At 40.7% G+C, this 19,627-nt stretch carries 17 protein-coding genes and 4 pseudogenes; 10 read left to right on the top strand and 11 right to left on the bottom strand.

The annotated features are described in order from the left end of the window. Nucleotides 1-126: 126 nt before the first annotated feature. From IQ224_RS12465 to IQ224_RS12435, 8 genes and pseudogenes are all read right to left on the bottom strand, one after another. Nucleotides 127-1,089, bottom strand: a pseudogene (locus tag IQ224_RS12465) (type ISP restriction/modification enzyme); the annotation flags it as partial. A gap of 17 nt (nt 1,090-1,106) precedes the next feature. Continuing rightward, nucleotides 1,107-1,493 carry a type II toxin-antitoxin system VapC family toxin gene (locus IQ224_RS12460; RefSeq protein WP_002742620.1) on the bottom strand — a complete coding sequence of 129 codons (387 nt, stop codon included), beginning with the start codon at nt 1,491-1,493 and terminating at the stop codon, nt 1,107-1,109. Nucleotides 1,494-1,495: 2 nt separating this feature from the next. Next, nucleotides 1,496-1,723 (bottom strand): type II toxin-antitoxin system Phd/YefM family antitoxin, encoded by a 228-nt coding sequence (locus IQ224_RS12455; protein ID WP_002742618.1) that lies wholly within the window; start codon nt 1,721-1,723, stop codon nt 1,496-1,498. Between the two features lie 135 nt (nt 1,724-1,858). Then, nucleotides 1,859-2,068: pseudogene (locus IQ224_RS25000) on the bottom strand (hypothetical protein); the annotation flags it as partial. Between the two features lie 376 nt (nt 2,069-2,444). Further along, nucleotides 2,445-2,639 (bottom strand): nucleotidyltransferase family protein, encoded by a 195-nt coding sequence (locus IQ224_RS12450; protein WP_002792383.1) that lies wholly within the window; start codon nt 2,637-2,639, stop codon nt 2,445-2,447. A gap of 63 nt (nt 2,640-2,702) precedes the next feature. Further along, nucleotides 2,703-2,927, bottom strand: a complete 225-nt coding sequence (locus IQ224_RS12445; RefSeq protein WP_002735184.1) for a DUF4926 domain-containing protein — start codon at nt 2,925-2,927, stop codon at nt 2,703-2,705. 3 nt (nt 2,928-2,930) lie between these two features. Next, nucleotides 2,931-3,257, bottom strand: coding sequence for a DUF6883 domain-containing protein (locus IQ224_RS12440; protein ID WP_194033015.1), 327 nt, complete (start codon nt 3,255-3,257; stop codon nt 2,931-2,933). A gap of 3 nt (nt 3,258-3,260) precedes the next feature. Further along, nucleotides 3,261-5,264: an N-6 DNA methylase gene (locus IQ224_RS12435; RefSeq protein WP_194033014.1), complete on the bottom strand. Its 2,004-nt coding sequence runs from the start codon at nt 5,262-5,264 to the stop codon at nt 3,261-3,263. Between the two features lie 562 nt (nt 5,265-5,826). On the opposite strand from IQ224_RS12435, the gene IQ224_RS12430 reads away from it, so the two are divergent. The 7 genes and pseudogenes from IQ224_RS12430 to IQ224_RS12400 all read left to right on the top strand — a co-directional run bounded on the left by IQ224_RS12430 (nt 5,827) and on the right by IQ224_RS12400 (nt 13,072). Next, nucleotides 5,827-7,395 (top strand): NAD(P)H-hydrate dehydratase, encoded by a 1,569-nt coding sequence (locus IQ224_RS12430; RefSeq protein WP_194033013.1) that lies wholly within the window; start codon nt 5,827-5,829, stop codon nt 7,393-7,395. Between the two features lie 420 nt (nt 7,396-7,815). After that, on the top strand, nt 7,816-9,621 hold the full coding sequence (locus IQ224_RS12425) for an aspartate kinase (protein WP_194033012.1): 1,806 nt from the start codon (nt 7,816-7,818) through the stop codon (nt 9,619-9,621). A gap of 431 nt (nt 9,622-10,052) precedes the next feature. After that, the gene (locus tag IQ224_RS12420; RefSeq protein ID WP_190358789.1) at nt 10,053-10,658 is read left to right on the top strand and encodes a hypothetical protein; all 606 of its coding nucleotides are present in this window, start codon (nt 10,053-10,055) and stop codon (nt 10,656-10,658) included. A gap of 56 nt (nt 10,659-10,714) precedes the next feature. Next, nucleotides 10,715-11,914: pseudogene (locus IQ224_RS12415) on the top strand (tetratricopeptide repeat protein); the annotation flags it as partial. Nucleotides 11,915-12,285: 371 nt separating this feature from the next. After that, nucleotides 12,286-12,507: a hypothetical protein gene (locus IQ224_RS12410; RefSeq protein ID WP_194033011.1), complete on the top strand. Its 222-nt coding sequence runs from the start codon at nt 12,286-12,288 to the stop codon at nt 12,505-12,507. Continuing rightward, nucleotides 12,504-12,917: pseudogene (locus tag IQ224_RS12405) on the top strand (type II toxin-antitoxin system VapC family toxin). The gene IQ224_RS12410 and the pseudogene IQ224_RS12405 overlap by 4 nt, the downstream one beginning before the upstream one ends. Beyond that, nucleotides 12,896-13,072, top strand: a complete 177-nt coding sequence (locus tag IQ224_RS12400) for a tetratricopeptide repeat protein (RefSeq protein ID WP_194033010.1) — start codon at nt 12,896-12,898, stop codon at nt 13,070-13,072. The pseudogene IQ224_RS12405 and the gene IQ224_RS12400 overlap by 22 nt, the downstream one beginning before the upstream one ends. A 170-nt stretch (nt 13,073-13,242) precedes the next feature. Here the strand turns inward: IQ224_RS12400 and IQ224_RS12395 are convergent, their stop codons facing one another. Beyond that, on the bottom strand, nt 13,243-14,286 hold the full coding sequence (locus IQ224_RS12395) for a DUF1611 domain-containing protein (RefSeq protein WP_194033009.1): 1,044 nt from the start codon (nt 14,284-14,286) through the stop codon (nt 13,243-13,245). Then, nucleotides 14,279-15,331, bottom strand: coding sequence for a dipeptide epimerase (locus IQ224_RS12390; protein ID WP_194033008.1), 1,053 nt, complete (start codon nt 15,329-15,331; stop codon nt 14,279-14,281). Before IQ224_RS12390 ends, IQ224_RS12395 begins: the two co-directional genes overlap by 8 nt. 207 nt (nt 15,332-15,538) lie before the next feature. Here IQ224_RS12390 and IQ224_RS12385 point away from each other — a divergent pair, with 207 nt between their 5' ends. Further along, nucleotides 15,539-16,702 carry an LptF/LptG family permease gene (locus tag IQ224_RS12385; RefSeq protein ID WP_194033007.1) on the top strand — a complete coding sequence of 388 codons (1,164 nt, stop codon included), beginning with the start codon at nt 15,539-15,541 and terminating at the stop codon, nt 16,700-16,702. 60 nt (nt 16,703-16,762) lie between these two features. Beyond that, the gene (locus IQ224_RS12380) at nt 16,763-16,945 is read left to right on the top strand and encodes a hypothetical protein (protein ID WP_024970489.1); all 183 of its coding nucleotides are present in this window, start codon (nt 16,763-16,765) and stop codon (nt 16,943-16,945) included. A 495-nt stretch (nt 16,946-17,440) separates the two neighbouring features. On the opposite strand, the gene IQ224_RS12375 is transcribed toward IQ224_RS12380, so the two are convergent. Beyond that, entirely contained in the window at nt 17,441-18,181 is a 741-nt protein-coding gene (locus IQ224_RS12375; RefSeq protein ID WP_002736267.1) for a response regulator transcription factor, read from the bottom strand. 510 nt (nt 18,182-18,691) lie between these two features. On the opposite strand from IQ224_RS12375, the gene IQ224_RS12370 reads away from it, so the two are divergent. After that, nucleotides 18,692-19,411 (top strand): heme oxygenase (biliverdin-producing), encoded by a 720-nt coding sequence (locus IQ224_RS12370; RefSeq protein WP_002737675.1) that lies wholly within the window; start codon nt 18,692-18,694, stop codon nt 19,409-19,411. Nucleotides 19,412-19,627: the final 216 nt, after the last annotated feature.

Here is a 19,627-nt window from a genome sequence, read left to right as displayed (position 1 = left end):
ATATCAGCCAGACTTGGAAACTATCTCATCAAATTAGTCCCCCCATAGAACCTCCTTGAGCCATCTTGCACACTTTTCTCTTTTTGTCAAATTTTATGTTAAGAAAGATGTGACTAATGGATAGCTTTTTGAAGAGGGGGCTAAGGGAGGATCAAGTTTAGGAGATGTCATCAGGTGAAGCTGTACTAATTGTTCTCCGTATTCTGCGAGTTGACGGAATAGGTTATCGTTGCTGGTGAGGGGTACTCTGGGAAAGTCTATCTTGAGAAATTCGGCGTAACGGCTGCGATAGGTGGGAGAATGAAAGACGGCGTAGATGTAGTAAAAGATTGTTTCTGGTGTAGGTAAGTAACCGAGTTTTGTTTCTAGGGTTTTGAGGAAGTCTGGGGAGAAGTTGGGACGTTTTTCTTGTTGGAGTTCTTGGGGTTTATTTGTGTCTGGGTAGATGTAGAGGGGCAAAATGCTGTTATTTGCATACGCACTCTCAAATATACAACTTTCACATATTCTATTGGAAATATAAAAATATGAGTAAGGGTCTCGTTTACCTTGCCTTTTCACAAGTAAGATAAGATTTATTTTGTTTAAAATTTGGTTTGTTACTTCAGGACGAGGCATACAAATAAACCCTCGGCTTTTCCCTGTATAGTAGGTAAACTTAATATCAAAAGGTCTATATAAAATAGGTTCTATTTTATTCTTAGAAATGCCACTATTTTTAAGATCATCTTGAGCAAAATCAACCTTCCAATCTCTTGAATCTTCTCCTAATTTGTATTTGTCCCTAGCTTCTTCAATATCTAAACTAGCAAAATCATTAACAATGTTCCAAATATCTTCAGAAGTATCTTGAATAGTTAACTTATCTCTAGCTGTAACAATTCCTACAGAATTAATAGGCATAATATCAGTAATCTTAAAATACTGTTCATATTCACCAAATAAATCAGTATCTTGAGGAATCAACAAATAAAAAGGAGATTGAGGGTTAACCTCATGAAAATCAGTAGAGTTAACCGTATTTTCTTTTAATATTTGATATTTATCTTCTCTTAAACCGTATAAATGAGCGTGATAGATTTTAGCCATGATTAAACCTCCTCTTTTTATAAACGTTTAACTATATAACAATCAAATACCTGATCATAACTAATAACAGGAATATTTTCGGCTATTGCTTGAGCAATAATCATCCGGTCAAAAGGATCTTGATGCTGAAAAGGTAATTGAGCTACTTGTTCAAAATGTAGTAAATTAAGAGGCAAAATCTGAAAATCATTTATCTGAATTTGTGACTCAATAAATTCTCGAAAAGGTGTATCAAAAGTTAATTTTCTTAGACTATATTTGATAGCCATTTCCCAAATACTAGCTTGACTAAGATAAACCAGATTTTCTCTTTCATTAATCATAATTTTATGGTTATCTCGCAATTGTTTATTATTAGTGACATACCAAAGAAATACATGAGTATCTATTAAAACTTTGAGCATAATTACATATAATCCGCAAAATCAGTTAAAGGAGCATCAAAATCATCGGCTATCCAAACTTTTCCCGCTGCACTTCCGGGTTGACGCGGTGGTTTCTTGGCTAACTTGACAGGACTTAATTTAATTACAGGTTGATTATTTTCTGTAATAATAATTTCTTCACCTTTCAGGACAGCTTCCAATAAATCATTAAATTGATTTTTTGCTTGTTTTAATTCAACTGTATTCATTAGTGTACCCCACTGATAAACAATACAAACATTAGTTTAACCGAAAGGCTTTATACTTGCCTACGCTATGCTGAAAATTCAAACAATAACATTCTAGCTTATCTCCTAGTATAGCTCCTTCAGGGTTCGGTAGCTTCATGGTGTCATTAAGCTTTTTACCATTATACCAATACTAACCCCCTGCTGAATATCAAAGACATTTTCATCCTTACTACCATCAGGACAAATTTCTTTTTTCTTACTGTTACCATGTAAATCATAAATAAAAATCTCATCAAAAGTATTAATTAACTGTTGTTTCGTGCCTCGAAAAGTAGGATTATCTAAAAAGCCATGATTATTATTAACTCCTCCATTTGGGGCTCTTCTAGGTTCTGTGTGATAAGTTTAACTTACTATATGATCGCTCGATCTTTGTGTCCTTTGTGTCTTTGTGGTTCGCTCCACTCCCTCGCTAGGAGTAATGTATCTTAGAATACATTTTACCCACCAAACCTGGGAGAGCCCATTTATTTGGGGTAAAGCTAAAGTTAACTGCTGCTTTTCTTCCCTTAACTTAATATCCTCTAGAGTGTTAATTAAATAAACCCCCAACCGCTAATTAAGATATCATCACAATATAGCTTTAAACTACGAGACATAAATAGCCTCCTCTTTGATAGAGTTAATAACTTGGGTTTTTAACATTTTTTTTGTTACTAAATCTACAGACAACCCCAAATTATCTTCTAAAAAAAACTTCCATATATTTATCAAAGGTAACTTTTCTTTGAAATTCTACTAATAAATCTAAATCACTTGTTGCTTTTGCTTCATCTCTAGCAAAAGAGCCAAATAATGCTAAGTAAGTCACACCATAACTTTTTATAATTGTTCTATTTACCTTGAGGAAATTTATCAAACTTTCTCTGTTCATATTTTTACTCCATTATATTAGAACATATTTGGGTTCTACCGAACTTGTCATACAAAAATAACACTAAAAAGAAACTGCTTGTTTTTTCGTTATCCCCATGGACACCAACTCAATTTGAGATTCAGACACTTCTACCGTATTTAGAGGAATTAACCCCTCTAAACTATAACCATCTTCTCCTTCAGGATTGGGATAATGTTCAACAATAGTACCCAAATCACCCTGACTTAAACCATACTCAGGTAAATCTTCAATTAAACGAACTTGGGTAAATAAACTAAATTTCATGCTCTAACCTCCTTCAAACGGAAATAAAGTAACAAATTTTGTTTCAGTAGGTGTAACCATCCAAATGGTTTTGACTGAGAGAATCTTATTATTAACTCCTCTTAAATTACCAATAATTTCATATTTTTGACCATATTTAGTTTTAGTGGTAGGAGTTGCTTCTAAAGTAAGGATTTGCTCTCTTAAATCTTTTTCTAATTGTACCCAATTATCTTGATTATAACCAGCTTGAGCTAAATATTGTGATTTATCATCTTTAGACAATAACACTAAAAGATAATCTTCCAATTTAGCTGGAGAAATAACCGTCTTAGGATCAAGCAAAGCCATGAGTTAACTTACATCCATGCTTTTTACCATTATACCAATACTAACCCCCTGCTGAATATCAAAAACATTTTCATCTTTACTACCATCTAAAGCGGTTTCTTTTTTCTTACTGTTACCATGTAAATCATAAATAAAAATCTCATCAAAAGTATTAATTAACTGTTGTCTCATGCCTCGAAAAGTAGGATTATCTAAAAAACCATGATTATTAATAAAAGCTAAAATTCCCTTTTGACTTTTATCAATTCGCCACTGTGCAAACCTGATAAATTTAACATAATCATCCTGTAACCATTTCGTATTTTTCTCACCTAAACCCTTGCCATCAATAAAGTAATAATCATTAACTAAATTTTTGATCCACTCATTATTATTTTCCGAATGACCAGAATAAGGCGGATTGCCAATAACAACCATAATCGGTTCATTTTTCTTAATCCGAGAACCTGCTTTTGCTTCCTCTGCTATTAACTCCTCCATTTGGGGTAAAGCTAAAGTTAACTGCTGCTTTTCTTCCCTTAACTTAATATCCTCTAGAGTGTTAATTAAATAAACCCCTAACCGCTTGCCACTCGCAAACTGATAACCCGTCTCCTCCAGAAATAACCCCAACTTTAGATGACAAATTGCATAGGGAGCCATCAACAACTCAAAGCCAAAAATCCGAGGTAATAACCTTTCCGAAACATACCCCGACCAAGACTTATCTGCTAACCCTGCCGTCAACGCGACCGGATTCTCCTCAAACCGCTTATGAATCAACTGAAATACCCATAATAAAAACGTCCCCGTCCCACAAGCAGGGTCAAGAATCATCACCTCTGGGTCCGCAATTCCCAACGGTTTATTAAACTTATCCTTAATCAACTCATCAACGGAACGCACTATATAAGACACCACAGGTTCAGGAGTATAATAAACCCCCCTTTTCTCCCGCATTTGAGGCTTATAAGCCGCTAAAAAGTCCTCATAAAAGCGAATAACAATATCCTCGCGGTTCATCTTATTGCGAAAATCCGTTAAGATTGCCTCCATTTTTGCCGCTCTGAGGATGCCAAACGCCTCACCGATACTATCAATTAACTCATCCCCCAACTCCGCCGCTGGACGCTGGGAAACATCTTTAAATAACTCCCTTAAAAAAGGGTTAGTTTCTGGTAATTCTTGCCAAGTATGGTAGCGATTAAAATCTCGTTTCGGATTCTTGACATAACTAAATACCCGCGCCGTAAACAAACCATAAGCAATAGTTTGAGCGTAAATATCACTAAAACTATAATCTTTCTGATCCTCAGAATTTAGCTTGAGATTGGGCAATAACTCTTTCCGAAAACTCTCTAATAATTTATGTAAATAACCCCCTTGATTTTCCTGACTATAAACATCAGGTATCGCCCGTTCAATGCGTTGGGTAACTGCGGCTAATTCGTGGGCTAACTCCTGAGCAGTTTCAGCAGGTTTATAGAAAATCCAATCAACTTGCGGGATTAAATTAAGAGCTTTTTCAAGAATTTTATCTGCTAATTCATCCCAATGTAACCGTGCTAACCTCGCCCTTAAATCCTCATCCTCAAAGGCAAAAGTTTGAATCCCCCGCTGCCGTAATCCCCCCTCAGTGGGTAAGATAAAAGCTACTCTAGCTTGATTTTTAATTCCCCCTAACTCCTCTTCAAAAGGGGAAAATGGGAAAAGTAAATACATGACAGGTTGATCCTCAGCAATTCTGCCAATATAGTGACCATAGATTTCCTGTTGCTGTGGCTCTGAAGTCAGAAACTGCTTAATTTCTTGGTCTGTTCCTCGATTTAATTCCTGATAAAAACCAACAGCAATAGGACAAGTTTCTGCGGCATCTTCTGGGTTGCCCCCTGGACGCAAATACCAAAACCTTGACCCTTGGGAGTCCCTTTCTAGTACGGGATAGTTAAGGATCGTTCGCAGAGATTCGGCTCTAGCGGACTCATCGCCAGTAACAATAGTTTTTAGTTGGGCGGCAGTGATAGGCATAAGACAATTATCCTATAAAATGACAATATTAAGTAGCTGGTTATAATTAAATTAAAAATGGATTTTAGGTTCGATCCCCCCTTAATCCCCCCTTAATAAGGCTATCCCTTATAGGGATCTTTCTTAACAATTTTTGCAGTAAGCACTCCAACCCTTATCCTGACTTGATTTCAGTTTTTTCTTTGTCAGTAAGGGTGTCAACAAGGAATATTACAAATTGTTAACCGAGTCTTGAAAGCCTTGTGCTACAAGGGTTTGAAATGTTAAGAAAGATGTGACTAAAGGACAGCTTAATAAGGGGGGTGCCGATCCCCCCTGCCCCCCTTGATAAGGGGGGTGCCGATAGGCGGGGGGATCTCCCTTAATAAGGGGGGCATCTGATAGTTTTTAACGCCTACCTACTTAATTAATATATCCACTGCTCACCGTCAAGCGGAAACTAGACAGAATGATCTGGCTATTATTGGCCAAACCAGCCTTTAGCTGGTGAAAATGCGGGCTAATTGGCAGTTTTTCGGCAAAAAAGTTATCTAGACCTGTTAACAGGCAATTTATCCCTGCAATGAGCTACAATTATCGGTTAAACGTGGTTAATAGCGAGCAGATGCGTCGCATTGAAGGGGCGATTTTTGCCTCCGGTATGCCTGTGGCTGCTTTGATGGAAAAGGCAGCCCTGTTAACGGCACAACAGTTTAAAAAGTCCTATTCTTTGGCTGATTTCCCCAAAATCGGTGTTATCGTTGGCCCTGGTCACAATGGCGGCGACGCTCTCGTGATTGCTAGAGAATTAAATCTCGCCGGTTATCAAGTATCTCTTTTTTGTCCAATCGCCAAACTCAAGGATTTAACAGCACAACAGGCTAATTATGTCAAGCATTTAGGCTTAATTTTTCAGAAAACTTTAGAATCTTTAGAGGATTGTCAGTTAATTATCGATGGTCTTTTCGGTTTTGGTTTAGAAAGGACTTTATCGGGAGAGATTGCCGAATTAGTTGATAAAATTAATAGTTGGCAAAAACCGATAATTAGTATCGATATTGCTTCAGGAATTCACACCGACACCGGAGAGGTTTTAGGCACGGCAATTAAAGCCACTCATACCTTTTGTTTGGGACTCTGGAAGCGAGCTTTTTTCCAAGATTTGGCCCTACCCTATCTGGGTAAAGTGGAGTTAATTGATATAGGAATTAGTCCCCTTGACCTAGAAACAATTTTACAAGATTCACCGCCAATTCTGAGGGTTAATCCCGATCTAATTCGCCCTTATTTACCCTTACCCCGTCCTCTACTTACCCATAAATATCAGCAGGGACATTTATTAATTATCTGTGGTTCTCGTCGTTATGCGGGGGGGGCAATTCTTGCCGGATTAGGAGCGCGAGGTAGTGGTGTGGGAATGCTTTCTATTGCCGTTCCTGCTGCCCTTAAATCTTTATTAATTAGTCATTTACCAGAAGCATTAATTATCGATTGTCCCGAAACTGCCACGGGAGCTATTGCCGAACTTCCCCTAGAATTAAATAATTATCATGTCCTCGCCTGTGGTCCTGGATTAACTACAGAAAATCCCGCTATTATCGAACAGGTTTTAGATAGTGATAAACCGATTATACTCGATGCCGATGCTTTAAATATTTTGGCTCAATTGGGTATAGAAAAATTATCATCTCGTCAGAATAAGACAATTTTAACGCCTCATTGGGGAGAATTTAAACGCTTATTTCCTAACTTATCAGGTTCTCAAGATAGAATTAATATCACTCAAAAAGCATCTCAACAAAGTGGTGCAATTGTCTTATTAAAAGGAGCCAGAACTATAATCGCCTCCCCGGAAGGTAAAATGTATATAATCCCCGAAAGTACCTCCGCTTTAGCGCGAGGTGGTAGTGGTGATGTTTTAACGGGACTAATCGGCGGATTCTTAACCCAAATGCCGGATAATCCCCCGGAAGCAACCGCATTAGCAGCTTATTTACACGCTCAAGCCGGCATTTTAGCGGCCAAAGAAAGGACAGAATTAGGAGTAGATGGAGTAACTTTAGCTAATTATTTATTTGCTGCCCTGAAAGATTCGATCCCCCCTGCCCCCCTTGATAAGGGGGGTGCCGATAGGCGGGGGGATCAGAATTGATAATTTTTACTGTATCTAACATTTAAATATCTTTCATAATACCCACCTAATAAACGCAATAAACGCAGAAATAAGTAGCGATCAATCTTCGTGTCCTCTGTGTCTTTGTGGTTAGTTCCATTCACTCGCCAGCAGGACTATATCTTAGAATACATAATACCCACCAAACCTAAGAGAGCCAAAATATTATTAATAGCATAAATGTATTGTATTTAAACTGAGTAGGGGTATTTTAGTACAAATGCTCGGACTACCTCAACCTAGCTCCGGCGCTCCCTTCTCCGGTGCAGTCTTAAGGATTAATTTAGATAGTCGGCATTTGATAAAACATAAGGAATGTTAACCAAAACCACTTAACGTTAAGGAATTTTGATAAGTTGGAGATTGAACAAAGATAGAAAGTCTCTAGCGCTGACAACTATGGCTGTAATTGTCCAAAAATACGGTGGTACATCGGTAGGTTCCGTGGAACGCATTCAATCGGTCGCTCAACGGGTCAAAAATACGGTAATAGCAGGAAACACCGTGGTGGTGGTCGTTTCTGCCATGGGGAAAACCACCGATGGATTGGTCAATTTAGCCAAACAAATCGCCGCCGAACCCTCGCGCCGGGAGATGGATATGTTATTATCCACGGGGGAACAGGTGACGATCGCCTTGATGAGTATGGCCCTAGAGGAAATCGGACAACCGGCCATCTCCCTAACCGGCGCTCAAGTGGGAATTGTCACGGAATCCGAACATAGTCGGGCCCGTATTTTAGAAATTAAAACCGATCGCCTCTCCCGGCATCTATCGGAGGGTAAAGTAGTTGTGGTCGCTGGTTTTCAAGGTGTCAGCGATAGCGATCAACTAGAGATTACCACCCTAGGGCGCGGTGGGTCCGATACCTCGGCCGTGGCCCTAGCAGCCGCATTAAAAGCCGATTTTTGCGAAATTTACACCGATGTACCCGGTATTCTCACCACTGACCCCCGTTTAGTCCCCGAAGCGCGTCTTTTAGACCAAATCACCTGCGATGAGATGCTCGAATTAGCCAGTTTAGGGGCGAAAGTTCTCCACCCGCGAGCGGTGGAAATCGCCAAAAACTTCGGGGTTCCCTTGGTTGTCCGCTCCAGTTGGACAGAGGATCCGGGTACTTGGGTGACATCCCCGGCACCGAAACCGCGCACCCTGCAAGGATTGGAATTGACAAAAGCAGTGGATGCGGTGGAATTTGAGGGCAATCAGGCGAAAATCGCCCTTTTACGGGTTCCGGATCGTCCGGGTATCGCTGCCCGTTTATTCGGGGAAATTGCCCATCAACAGGTGGATGTGGATTTAATTATTCAATCGATTCACGAGGGGGACAGCAACGATATCGCCTTTACGGTGATGGGAAATGCCTTAAAAAAAGCCCAATCCGTGGCCGAAGCGATCGCGCCAGTTTTACGTTCCCATCCCACTAATACAGAGGAAGCGGAAGTGATCATCGAATCTGGGGCCGCTAAAATCGCCATTACCGGCGCCGGTATGATCGGCCGGCCGGGAATTGCTGCCCAAATATTTAGCACTTTGGCCGCTGCGGCAATTAATATCGAAATGATCTCCACTTCTGAAGTAAAAGTCAGTTGTGTCATCGATGAAGCGGACGGAGAAAAAGCAATTAAAGTCCTTTGTGATGCTTTTCAAGTGGAGTATTCTGCTAAAGTTGCTCATTGCGAAATCCCTAAAAATTTAGTCCCAGTCAGGGGAGTGGCCCTAGATAATAATCAGGCCCAAATGGCCATTCGTAACGTCCCCGATCGCCCCGGGATGGCGGCGAGAATTTTCTCGGTTTTAGCGGCAAAAAATGTCAGTGTTGATATGATTATTCAATCCCAACGCTGTCGCATTGTCGATAGTATTCCCCGACGGGATATCGCTTTTACTTTGCCCCAAGCTGATGCTAATTCCGCCCAAAAAATCCTCTTAGAACTATCGGAAAGTTTGGGTTTACAGGAAGTGGTGGTTAATAATGATGTGGCGAAAGTGAGCATTGTTGGTTCGGGAATGGAAGGACAACCGGGGGTAGCAGCACGCTTTTTTGAAGCTTTAGCAAAGGAGAAAATTAATATTTTGATGATTGCTACTTCTGATATAAAAATCAGTTGTGTGGTGAATCAGGAAGATGGAGTCAGGGCCCTACAAGTGGTTCACGCCGCTTTTGGATTGGCCGGACAGGGTAAAATTGAAGTACCCACCTAAATGAAATTACAAGTTCTATGATGGGGGTAAGAGTTGTTTAATTGTTGGCAACTTATACCCCCAAAAACCCGATAATAAAGTTAACCCTCATAGTAAGGCACGAAGTTTTCATTTTGGGTAGTCACTGAGCCAGTATTCAGGAAACGATATCGAATTTGGTTGTACTTCATTCTTATGAGAAACTCTATCAAACCGTTGATAAAATTGTTAATTTTTATTAATGAGATGTTAGTATTGACAAGCAAACTGTTACGATCCAACTAGAGTTGTATGTTCGAGAACAGGTTAAACAAAATTCTCATACAGAGTTTCTCGCGAAGGTTGAAGTATATACCAAACGTTGCCATTAAGTGATTTCATCCGCAAGAACGTACCTTATCTATTCGGAGAAACGCTATAACTTTAACTTAAATTGATGGTGATGGTGAATTATGTTTGAACTTACTTTTTTAATAAAATTTATAGCTATTCTACTAGCATTTTTTTCAGCATTTTTTGCAGCAATAGGTAATGATACATGGGAAAATGGAAAGTTGACACTCAAAGGGTATGTTTTAGTAATTTTCGCTCTTGCTGCAGCATTGACTCAATTTTGTATACAATGGCAAGAAACAAAGGATTTAGCTAATCGTCAGAAGCTATACAAGACCGCTTATACTGGGTGGGTATCTATTGGTTTATATGATAAAAATCAAGAAAAATGGATGGACGGGGAGGACAAATTGTGGAAAAATCGAAATAAATATTTAATCGGTGTAAAAAAGCCTTCTGATTTATATAAAAAAGATGAATATTTTATGACTGATACAATGATTTATGGGCGTTCTTTGAAAATAGATGAAACTTCAAAGAATATTGATAACTGTAATGATTTTGAGAAATGGATGAACTCAGAAAATAATAAAGAGACTGTTTTTTTGAAAGGACAAGTCGTGAAAATTGACAAGGATAAATATGAACCAAACCCCTTTATAGAACTAGATTGTGGAAATGGTCAGGTTAGAGTTTTCGTCAAACTAACTGATGGGAGACTTTAGTTAAGCACATTAGTTTTAGTCATAATGTAAAAAAAGCCTCCTATATCTGAGACTAATTACATCTCAAATTAACTTTACCGGATGAGGGAGAATTAGACGTAAAAATTCGTTATTGTTGGCAAAATTGGTTAGCGGGAAATGTCCTAATTATCTTTGATGATGTGCGGGATTATCAGCAAATTAGGGATTATTTACCACCGCAAGAGGAGAAACGCTTTCAGGTCTTAATTACCACTCGCAAGGAATATTTATCAGCGACAATTGCGACTTTTCGGGTAGAAGTATTAAAAGAAAAAGATGCACTTGATTTATTGCGTTCCTACCTTGCAGATAACAGAATTGACACACAAATCGAAGCAGCTAAATTATTATGCCAAGACTTAGGTTATTTACCCTTGGCGTTAGAATTGGTGGCAAGATTGCTAAAACGGCGACAGGATTGGAAAATTAGCAAAATACGGGATAAATTAGCCGAAAACGGCTTAGATGAGCCAATCTTAGACAAAAATCCCAAGTTTCATGGGGAAATGACTGCGGAAAGAGGGTTAAAAGCTGCCTTTAATCTCAGTTGGGACGAATTGAACAGCGCACCAGAAGCCCAAATTTTGGCACTTTACCTCAGTTTATTCGCTCTTGCGCCCTTTCCCAAAGGAATGATTCTGGATTTATTTCCCGATGAAGATGGGGATACAGTGGAGGAATGGTTAACCGATAGCTTAGTTCACCTGAGCTTAGTTCAGGATAAAGGTGATGGTTGGCACGAAATTCATCCCCTGTTGCGTCGCTACTTTCGGGATAAGTTAGAAGCATCACCCCACGCAGAACCCGCAAAACGCCGTTATTGTGAGATTATGGCCAAAAAATCGGCGGAAATGCCCCAAAATCCCACTGTAGAAATCGTTGAAGAATTTACACCTTTCCTTCCCCATCTGCAAGCATCTGTCAAGGAATATCCCCAATATATCGCTGATGAGGATTTATTATGGTCCTATACGGGTTTAGCTAGTTATTATAAAGGACAAGGATTGTATGCTATCGCTGAACCTTACTGTCAAGCTTGTTTAACCGCAACTCGAACCCACTTAGGAGACAATCATCCCGATGTGGCAACTTCCCTCAACAATTTAGCAGGATTGTACGATTCCCAAGGCAGGTACACAGAAGCGGAACCTCTTTATTCTGAAGCATTACAAATTTGTGAACAATCATTAGGAATAGCGCATCCAACAACAATGACGGTTCGAGGAAATTATGCTATCTGCCTTCGTCGTGGGAGATAGCGCCTTAACTGTGATTTATGGAATTATGGGATAGACTATAATTGATCATTGATAAAGACTTGCCAAATACAACACAATCATAGTATTCACTCAATCATTCAAATCACAACTTAGACTTATTATAGGAATCTTCCAGACTCTGTGCGATAAGCTTAACCTACAACATAATCGATCTTTGTGTCCTTTGTGCCTTTGTGGTTCCTTCCATTCCCTCGCCAGTAGGACTGTATCTTAGAATACATTTTACCCACCAAATCCAAGAGAGACAGTAACCCACCACCAATCATTGACTATGATTGAATTAATCACTGATAACTGATAACTGATAACTGATAACTGATAAAGCTATGACACTCAAAGAACAACTTATTAAAGAAATTGAAACAACTCCCATTTCCCTGCTGCCAGAAATCCTGCATTTTGTCCAATCTATAAAAACAAAACATCCAGACGTTGACTTTATGGAATTTGCTGGTATGGCAGCAGATATAGAAAATACTATGCAAGAGATTGTCGAAGAAGCAGAAGCTAATCGTCAACTCGATTTAAAACAGATAAATGACTTATGAAACAAGCATTACTTGATACCAATATCCTCTCTTAATTTTTACGAGGCAATCCCGCAGTAATTGAACAATTCCGCATCTATCGACAACAATATACTTATATATCGTTTTCAATCTTTACCTATTACGAGATTAAAAGTGGTTTATTGTATAAAGATGCACGAAATCAACAACAACAATTTGAACGTCTTGCAGAAGTCAGTGAAGTAATTGCTTATGATCGTGAAATTAGTGATATAGCTACTCAAATATACGTTAATCTTAGAATAAAAGGACAACTCATTACCCCGATTGATTTGTTTATTGCTGCGACTGCTATTTATTGCGATTATACTCTGATTACAGCTAACATTAAGCATTTTCAAAATATTCCCAATCTTAGTTATGAAAATTGGTATCTCTCAACAATTTAGGACTATTGTACTATTTCCAAGTCAGGTACACAGAAGCGGAACCTCTCCATCTAGAAGCGATTAATATTTTCAGAGAAGGATTAGGGGAAAATCATCCCCATACTCAAACGATTATGGAGAATATAAAACTATGTTGTTCCAACTCTGGCAAGTAGAATCAAGATAGAGTTTGAATGCTTTGGAAAAGAGGGTTCGTAGGCGCACGGATTTTCCATTATAAATATAATATCATGTCAAGTCGCCTTTGTCAAGAGAAAATTTAACAACATCCAGATTTAGTCGTAACGCATCACCTATCATTGACTATGATTGAATTAATCACTGCTCACTGCTCACTGATCACTGATAATAACCCTTGAGCGCCAAAACGGACAACATCGGTACAAAATAACCCCGTTTCCTCCTGCACAGTTTCTATAGCTTTAACTGCCGCCTGCGGACTAAGATGAAAAGTATTTAAACTAATCCCCTTTACCTTCACCTCCCCGAAACTTCCCCCAGCGCTGGCAGTCATTTCGCAGAGTTTAATCACTTCCGTTAGGGGAGGGATGGGAATATCGGGTAGATCTTTGATATGAATTTGTCCAGCGCGATGGACGAGAATTAACCCCGTTGGTTGACTGCCACGCATTAAGGGCAAGGTAGCAGTGGATCCAGGGTGTAAAAGGGAACCTTGACCCTCAATAAACAGAATATCGTTATTTTCTGCTGATTCTAACACCAAAGCCTCGATCGCACCAGCAGCATAATCGACGCGCACCGCATCCAAGGGTACACCCTTCCCCGCGATCATAATTCCCCCCTGTCCAGTGGCTAAAAATAGCGATTTTAGCCCTTTTTCTTGGGCAACCCGATGTAATTCGATGCTAGTGGACATTTTGCCCACACTCATATCCGTCCCTACCGTTAGAATACGCTGACAGGTTAAATTTTTCGCCCGCGCTTGCCCAATTTTTAAGCCTTGGGGTTCCAGACGGATATCCCAAATCCATTGATCTGGTTTAAGCTGAGAAAAAAGGGGTTTTAGGGGTGTATGGAGTCCATTAACTAGGGATAACCCTGTATTTACCGCCTCTTTGATTTCTTCTAGCCAATGGGGTGGTAAAATGCCTCCTGAGGGTGCGATGCCAATTAACAGGGTATCGGGATGATAGGTTAGAGCTTCCCTAACATTAGCAACAATCGGCAAGGGGCGATCGATTCCGGCCACTTCTTTTAAGGTACTGCCGGCGCTTTCTGCGTCAATAATCGCCACTACCTGCGCTTTTCCGTAACGCAGATAACTTAACCCAGTTTTGCCGCGAGTTCCTTTGATTCCTTCGTGGAGAAGAATCGCTACTTTCTTGTCAGGAGTCAAATAATTAGTCATCTTTTATCCGTAAACTAACACCCAAACCGGGCAAATTATTTGGTTGTAAACGTCCCCTTTCCAAGCTTAAACCCGTAAAGGGATCATCGCGTAAATTTAAATGACTATCTAGGTCAAGATAGTTGACAAGCGGGCCAAGATGTGCTAAGGCAGTATTGGCTAAACTGCTATCAGAGTAACATCCGAACATAATTTGCAGTTGGCAGGCTTGGGCAATATGAATCATTCTCTGCACTTCCGCTAATCCACCGGCTTTCATTAGTTTAATATTAATGCCGTGGACTCGATCGGCCAGTTTCGGGATATCTTGACTAGAAAAACAGCTTTCATCGACGAAGATAGGTAGGGGCGATTTTTGGTATAAATCGATTAAATCTCGTTCTTGTCCCGCGGATAGGGGTTGTTCCACATAAATAACGCCTTTTTCCTCTAACCATTGGCACATTTTCACCGCATCGCTCAATTGCCAACCACCATTAGCATCGACAGTTAGGGGCAAATGGGGGACAATTTCTTTAATAGCCAGAATTATAGCTCGATCGGCTTCTATACCGTCCGGTGAGCCTAATTTGACCTTTAATAAGCTAAAATCGCCGATTTCTAGCCAATCTAACACCCTCTTCCCCACATTTTCTGGAGAATTTAAACCGATAGTAACAGAAATCGGCGGAATTAAAGAGCGATCGAGTCCAAAAATTTGCCAGAGAGGTAAATTAGCTTTTTTGCCTAACCAGTCGTGCAGTGCCGTGTCAATAGCGGCACGAGTAGCCGAAGATATCTGATTTTGCCATAAAATTTTCTCAATTTCTTGGCGTTGACAGGGGTGAAAAGATTGTAAAATAGGAGCGATCGAGTTTAATTCTTGCAGGATTTTATCGGGTTTTTTCTCCTCGCTGGTAATATTAAAAGGGGATGCCTCTCCCCACCCTTCGATATTTTCCTCGCTAATTTGCAGCCAGATATTAGTATTTTCGCTGGTAGTGCCGCGACTAATCGTTAAAGGTACTCGTTTATGAATAGTAAAAGTTTGCCAGTTTAGCAGCATAATTCACCTGGGGATGATCGGGGAATAGGAACAGAAAAATTATCCACACTTACCCAAATCCTTACTTCTGTCCACTCTCCCCGCAATCATACAACTTCTGGCGGTGTTTTTCGTCAAAGACAAAATATGATAGGCTAACCGAAGGTGTAGGCAAGAGGGCTGCGGGTTAGGAAATGGGATGAAAGAGGAGTGAGTTAACCAAAATCAATGATTAAGAAAAAGATTTCTTACTGGGTAAATGGAGGTATTGCCCTCATTGATCGCTATCTGATCAGCCAACTACTACCACCATTTTTATTTAGTGTTGGTTTATTTGCCTCTTTGGGAGTAGCGATCAGCAATCTTTCCGATTTGGCTAATCAGGTAGTTGATGCTAATCTACCCCTTGCCTCGGCCCTAGAAATTCTCCTGTTAAAAGTGCCAGAATTTGTCACTTATTCCCTGCCAGTTTCTCTTTTACTGGCCACTTTAATCACCTACGGACGTTTAAGTAGTGATAGCGAAACCGTTGCCCTGCAAAGCTGTGGAGTCACTCTTTACCGTCTTTTTATACCGACTTTTTGCTTGAGTTTAATAGTTACAGTGGTAACATTTTTATTAAATGAATATGTGGTTCCCAATGCTAATTATCGAGCCACGGAAATTTTAGTGCAGAAAATTAATAAAGAAGCAAATTTTTGGAAAAACAAAGACTTTTATTATCCCGATTATGAAATAAAAACCCTAGAAAATGGTACGATTAATCGCAATTTAAGAAGTTTATTTTATGCCGAACAATTTGACGGGGAAAAAATGAAAACCGTCACCGTTATCCGTTGGCTAAAAGAAGAATTAAATCAAATTATTATCGCCGATTCGGCCCGTTGGAATGCCGTCGATAACGTCTGGGACTTTTTTAACGGCATTATCTATGAATTAACCCCCCCTAATGCCTCCTATAGCCAAGTTATCCCCTTTAAAGCCGAAAAAATCGCTTTATCTCGCTCTGCTTTCGATTTTGCTCGTCAAAGCCGGGATCCCTACGAGATGAACATACCACAGGCGATCGAATATGTGCAACTGCTCAAACTCAGTGGCGATGATAAGAGAGTCAGGTTTTTTCAGGTGCGAATCCAGCAAAAAATCGCCTTTCCCTTTGTCTGTATCGTCTTTGCTACCATCGGCTGTGCCTTGGGTTCTCTACCACAAAGAATCAGTCGGGGAACCAGTTTCGGTCTCAGTGTCGCCATTGTTTTCCTCTATTATCTTTTAAACTTCCTTGTCGGCAGCTTGGGACTAACCGCCACCCTCTCCCCCTTCCTAGCTGCCTGGCTGCCTAACTTTTTCGGTTTTGGTTTAGGTCTCTGGTTATTATGGCGACTTAACGGTTAGACTTTTTTGAAAATTTTCGTCAAGATAGGAGACGTAGAGTTATAGCAGGCCTCTTAGTCTATGTTTCCCTTTTTCTTTAACACTTGTGGCAGTAATTCCTGTGGCAGCACTTCCCGCCAAGAATACCAAGAGCGTAAGTTAACATTCCTCAAATGGATGCGCGACGACCTCGAAACCCGTCTAGCGGGATTAAATGCCGCTATCGAAACTATCGAGCGTCAAATCGGTCGGGAAGGTCAATAAACCCTGAAAATAGGCGAGTTTTCCCCTCGCCTTCTCCCCACAATTGGCTAAGAGAGATAATAGGAGTCTATCGTTATTGTAATCGGCACTCGGCCTGCATGGGTTACGCTACCGCTAACCTATCCTACAAATAATTGCGTCTCCCTACTTATTGGCACTCAATAGCATAATTCTTTGGGCGACTTTTTCAGCAAACTCCATATACAAAGTCAGCATTCATGAGGGGAACCCTAAGGCGAAGTAATTCTCCCGTTTAAAAGCGCCGTCCCATGGCTAAAAGCGAGAGACTTCTGCTGATACTAAATTCAACCAGTAATTACTCCCGCCATTGTCCTGACTTGCTAGGGGTGTTTTCCCCTTGTTATCGTCAGGGTCACAAAGAGGCCGCAGCCATAGCCATCAAAACCTAACCGCCGGTCAACCTTCTCAATCTGAAGAGGAGGAGGAGCGAGGAAACAATAGTCCCTATTGCCTATTTAGACAATCGCTCCCCGTTTAAACTGTTGCCGCCGATGAATCAAGCACCACCTGTTCATTGGTGGGTAACTCCAGACAATAACCCGCACCGTAAACGGTTTTAATATAGCGAGGGTGGCGGGGATCGGGTTCTAGTTTCGTTCTCAGATGGCGAATGTGAACGCGAATAGTCTCGATATCATCATCGGGATCGTATCCCCAGACTTCCTTGAGAATATCACTGGGGGAAACGGTCTGACCGTGACGCTGGAGAAGACAGTGGAGTAACTCGAATTCTAGATGGGTTAACTTGACCACACCTTCAAACCAGACCGCCTCAAAACGTTCGGGAACCAGGGTTAAAGGCCCAAAACTGAGTATTTCTGAGTGTTTAGCGGCTTGGGGAATGCGATCGGTGCGTCTCAGGAGAGCGCGTACCCTAGCTAACATTTCCTCCACCTCGAAAGGTTTGGTCAGGTAATCATCGGCACCCGCGTTAAAACCTTCCACTTTATCTTGGGTTTGTCCTAAGGCTGTCAGCATCAAAATCGGGATGTCTGACGTGCGTTCATCTCGTCGCAAACGCTGACAGACAGTAAAACCATCGACTTTGGGCAACATTAAATCCAGCATGATTAAATCGGGTTGTAACTGGACGGCCAAGGCCTGGCCTTTAATCCCGTCCTCTGCGGGGTTAACGTCATAACCCGCCATCTCCAAGTTGATGGAGACTAATTCCGCGATCGCAGGATCATCATCGATTACAAGTATTCGGGGCATTACCAGAGTGTTATGACTAAGGGTTTGGGTAGGGGGTTGCTAAATGTGTTCTCACTGACATCGCAACTAGGGCTTTGTCTCTCAAGGGCTTGAGTTTAGCACAACATAAAGAATCCTGTACTGATTATAAGCATGATTGCTAAATTCGGTTTTAATTTGTGAAATTTTGCTGATCTAAGTCTCCTGAATGTTAAGAATTAATAAGAAGCGTGAAGAATGTTGCTCGATAATCGATATTAGTGCTATGTCCTAGCCTCTCTCTCCCCAAGATGACCTAGGCAGCAGTTTTTCACTAATCTTTACAATTTCGCCATCTGGCTCAATACCAGTTTCAACCGACGGTTAAGTCCTGCTAGAGCTAACTTTTCTCCCTAAGCTCCCCCGGCGGCACTGTAAAAATTCTTAATAAAATTAGCGATCAATTCAGTTTAATCTACCAAAATAGGCGGTTTTAGTAAGCATCTGTAACGAACCCGATCCATTCTACTCATCCCAACAGGTGATCATAATATGAGCGTTAATTTATCAACTCAACTGCGAGAAGGCACGAAAAAATCTCACACCATGGCAGAAAACGTCGGTTTTGTCAAGTGTTTTCTCAAAGGTGTGGTGGAAAAAACTTCCTATCGCAAACTGGTGGCTAACCTCTACTTCGTCTATTCGGCCATGGAAGAGGAGATGGAAAAACTTCGTAGTCATCCCGTCGTTTCTAAAATCTGTTTTCCTGAACTCAATCGCAAAAATGCGCTAGAACAGGACTTATATTTTTATTATGGTCCAAATTGGCGCAACGAGATCGCTTTATCTCCCGCAGGTCAGGCCTACGTTGACCGGATTCGGGAAATCGCCACAACAGAACCCGAATTATTAGTCGCTCATTCCTATACCCGTTATCTCGGCGATCTGTCCGGGGGGCAAATCTTGAAAAAAATCGCCGAAAAAGCGATGAATCTGGAAACTGGTGGCACAGCTTTCTATGATTTCAAAGATATTACCGACGAAAAAGCCTATAAAAACCACTATCGTCAAACCCTCGACGAGTTACCGGTGGATCAAGCCATGGCCGATCGCATTGTCACCGAAGCTAACGCCGCTTTTGGCATGAACATGAAAATGTTCCAAGAGTTGGAAGGTAATCTAATCAAAGCGATCGGAATTATGCTCTTTAATACTCTCACCCGTCGTCGCAGCACCGGCAGCACCGAAACTGGATTGGCCACCGCCGAATAGTAGTCAAGAAAACCAAAAAAACGGAAATTCTAAAATTTGGGTGATGGTCAGCCATGATTATTATCTTAATTTCGGAGTTATCCGTTATATTTTTGCTTTTTATTCGGTCGTCAGGATTCGGGAGATAGGAGTCAGGATTCGGGAGATAGGAGTCAGGAGTCAGGAGTCAGGAGATTATTTTTATTTATTCTCCCCACACTCCATACCCCACTACCC

The organism is Microcystis sp. LEGE 00066 (assembly GCF_015207925.1).
GTDB lineage: Bacteria > Cyanobacteriota > Cyanobacteriia > Cyanobacteriales > Microcystaceae > Microcystis > Microcystis ichthyoblabe_A.
Note: the sequence above shows the minus strand (reverse complement) of the source record. Positions and strands in the feature narration are given on the sequence as shown.

Excerpts from the sequence above, each read along its gene's own strand:
- IQ224_RS12430 (WP_194033013.1), top strand. The coding sequence starts at position 5,827 with ATGAGCTACAATTATCGGTTAAACGTGGTTAATAGCGAGCAGATGCGT.
- IQ224_RS12385 (WP_194033007.1), top strand. The coding sequence starts at position 15,539 with ATGATTAAGAAAAAGATTTCTTACTGGGTAAATGGAGGTATTGCCCTC.
- IQ224_RS12410 (WP_194033011.1), top strand. The coding sequence starts at position 12,286 with ATGACACTCAAAGAACAACTTATTAAAGAAATTGAAACAACTCCCATT.
- IQ224_RS12440 (WP_194033015.1), bottom strand. The coding sequence starts at position 3,257 with ATGGCTTTGCTTGATCCTAAGACGGTTATTTCTCCAGCTAAATTGGAA.
- IQ224_RS12460 (WP_002742620.1), bottom strand. The coding sequence starts at position 1,493 with ATGCTCAAAGTTTTAATAGATACTCATGTATTTCTTTGGTATGTCACT.
- IQ224_RS12425 (WP_194033012.1), top strand. The coding sequence starts at position 7,816 with ATGGCTGTAATTGTCCAAAAATACGGTGGTACATCGGTAGGTTCCGTG.
- IQ224_RS12390 (WP_194033008.1), bottom strand. The coding sequence starts at position 15,331 with ATGCTGCTAAACTGGCAAACTTTTACTATTCATAAACGAGTACCTTTA.
- IQ224_RS12420 (WP_190358789.1), top strand. The coding sequence starts at position 10,053 with ATGTTTGAACTTACTTTTTTAATAAAATTTATAGCTATTCTACTAGCA.
- IQ224_RS12395 (WP_194033009.1), bottom strand. The coding sequence starts at position 14,286 with ATGACTAATTATTTGACTCCTGACAAGAAAGTAGCGATTCTTCTCCAC.
- IQ224_RS12370 (WP_002737675.1), top strand. The coding sequence starts at position 18,692 with ATGAGCGTTAATTTATCAACTCAACTGCGAGAAGGCACGAAAAAATCT.
- IQ224_RS12375 (WP_002736267.1), bottom strand. The coding sequence starts at position 18,181 with ATGCCCCGAATACTTGTAATCGATGATGATCCTGCGATCGCGGAATTA.
- IQ224_RS12435 (WP_194033014.1), bottom strand. The coding sequence starts at position 5,264 with ATGCCTATCACTGCCGCCCAACTAAAAACTATTGTTACTGGCGATGAG.
- IQ224_RS12455 (WP_002742618.1), bottom strand. The coding sequence starts at position 1,723 with ATGAATACAGTTGAATTAAAACAAGCAAAAAATCAATTTAATGATTTA.
- IQ224_RS12445 (WP_002735184.1), bottom strand. The coding sequence starts at position 2,927 with ATGAAATTTAGTTTATTTACCCAAGTTCGTTTAATTGAAGATTTACCT.
- IQ224_RS12380 (WP_024970489.1), top strand. The coding sequence starts at position 16,763 with ATGTTTCCCTTTTTCTTTAACACTTGTGGCAGTAATTCCTGTGGCAGC.
- IQ224_RS12450 (WP_002792383.1), bottom strand. The coding sequence starts at position 2,639 with ATGAACAGAGAAAGTTTGATAAATTTCCTCAAGGTAAATAGAACAATT.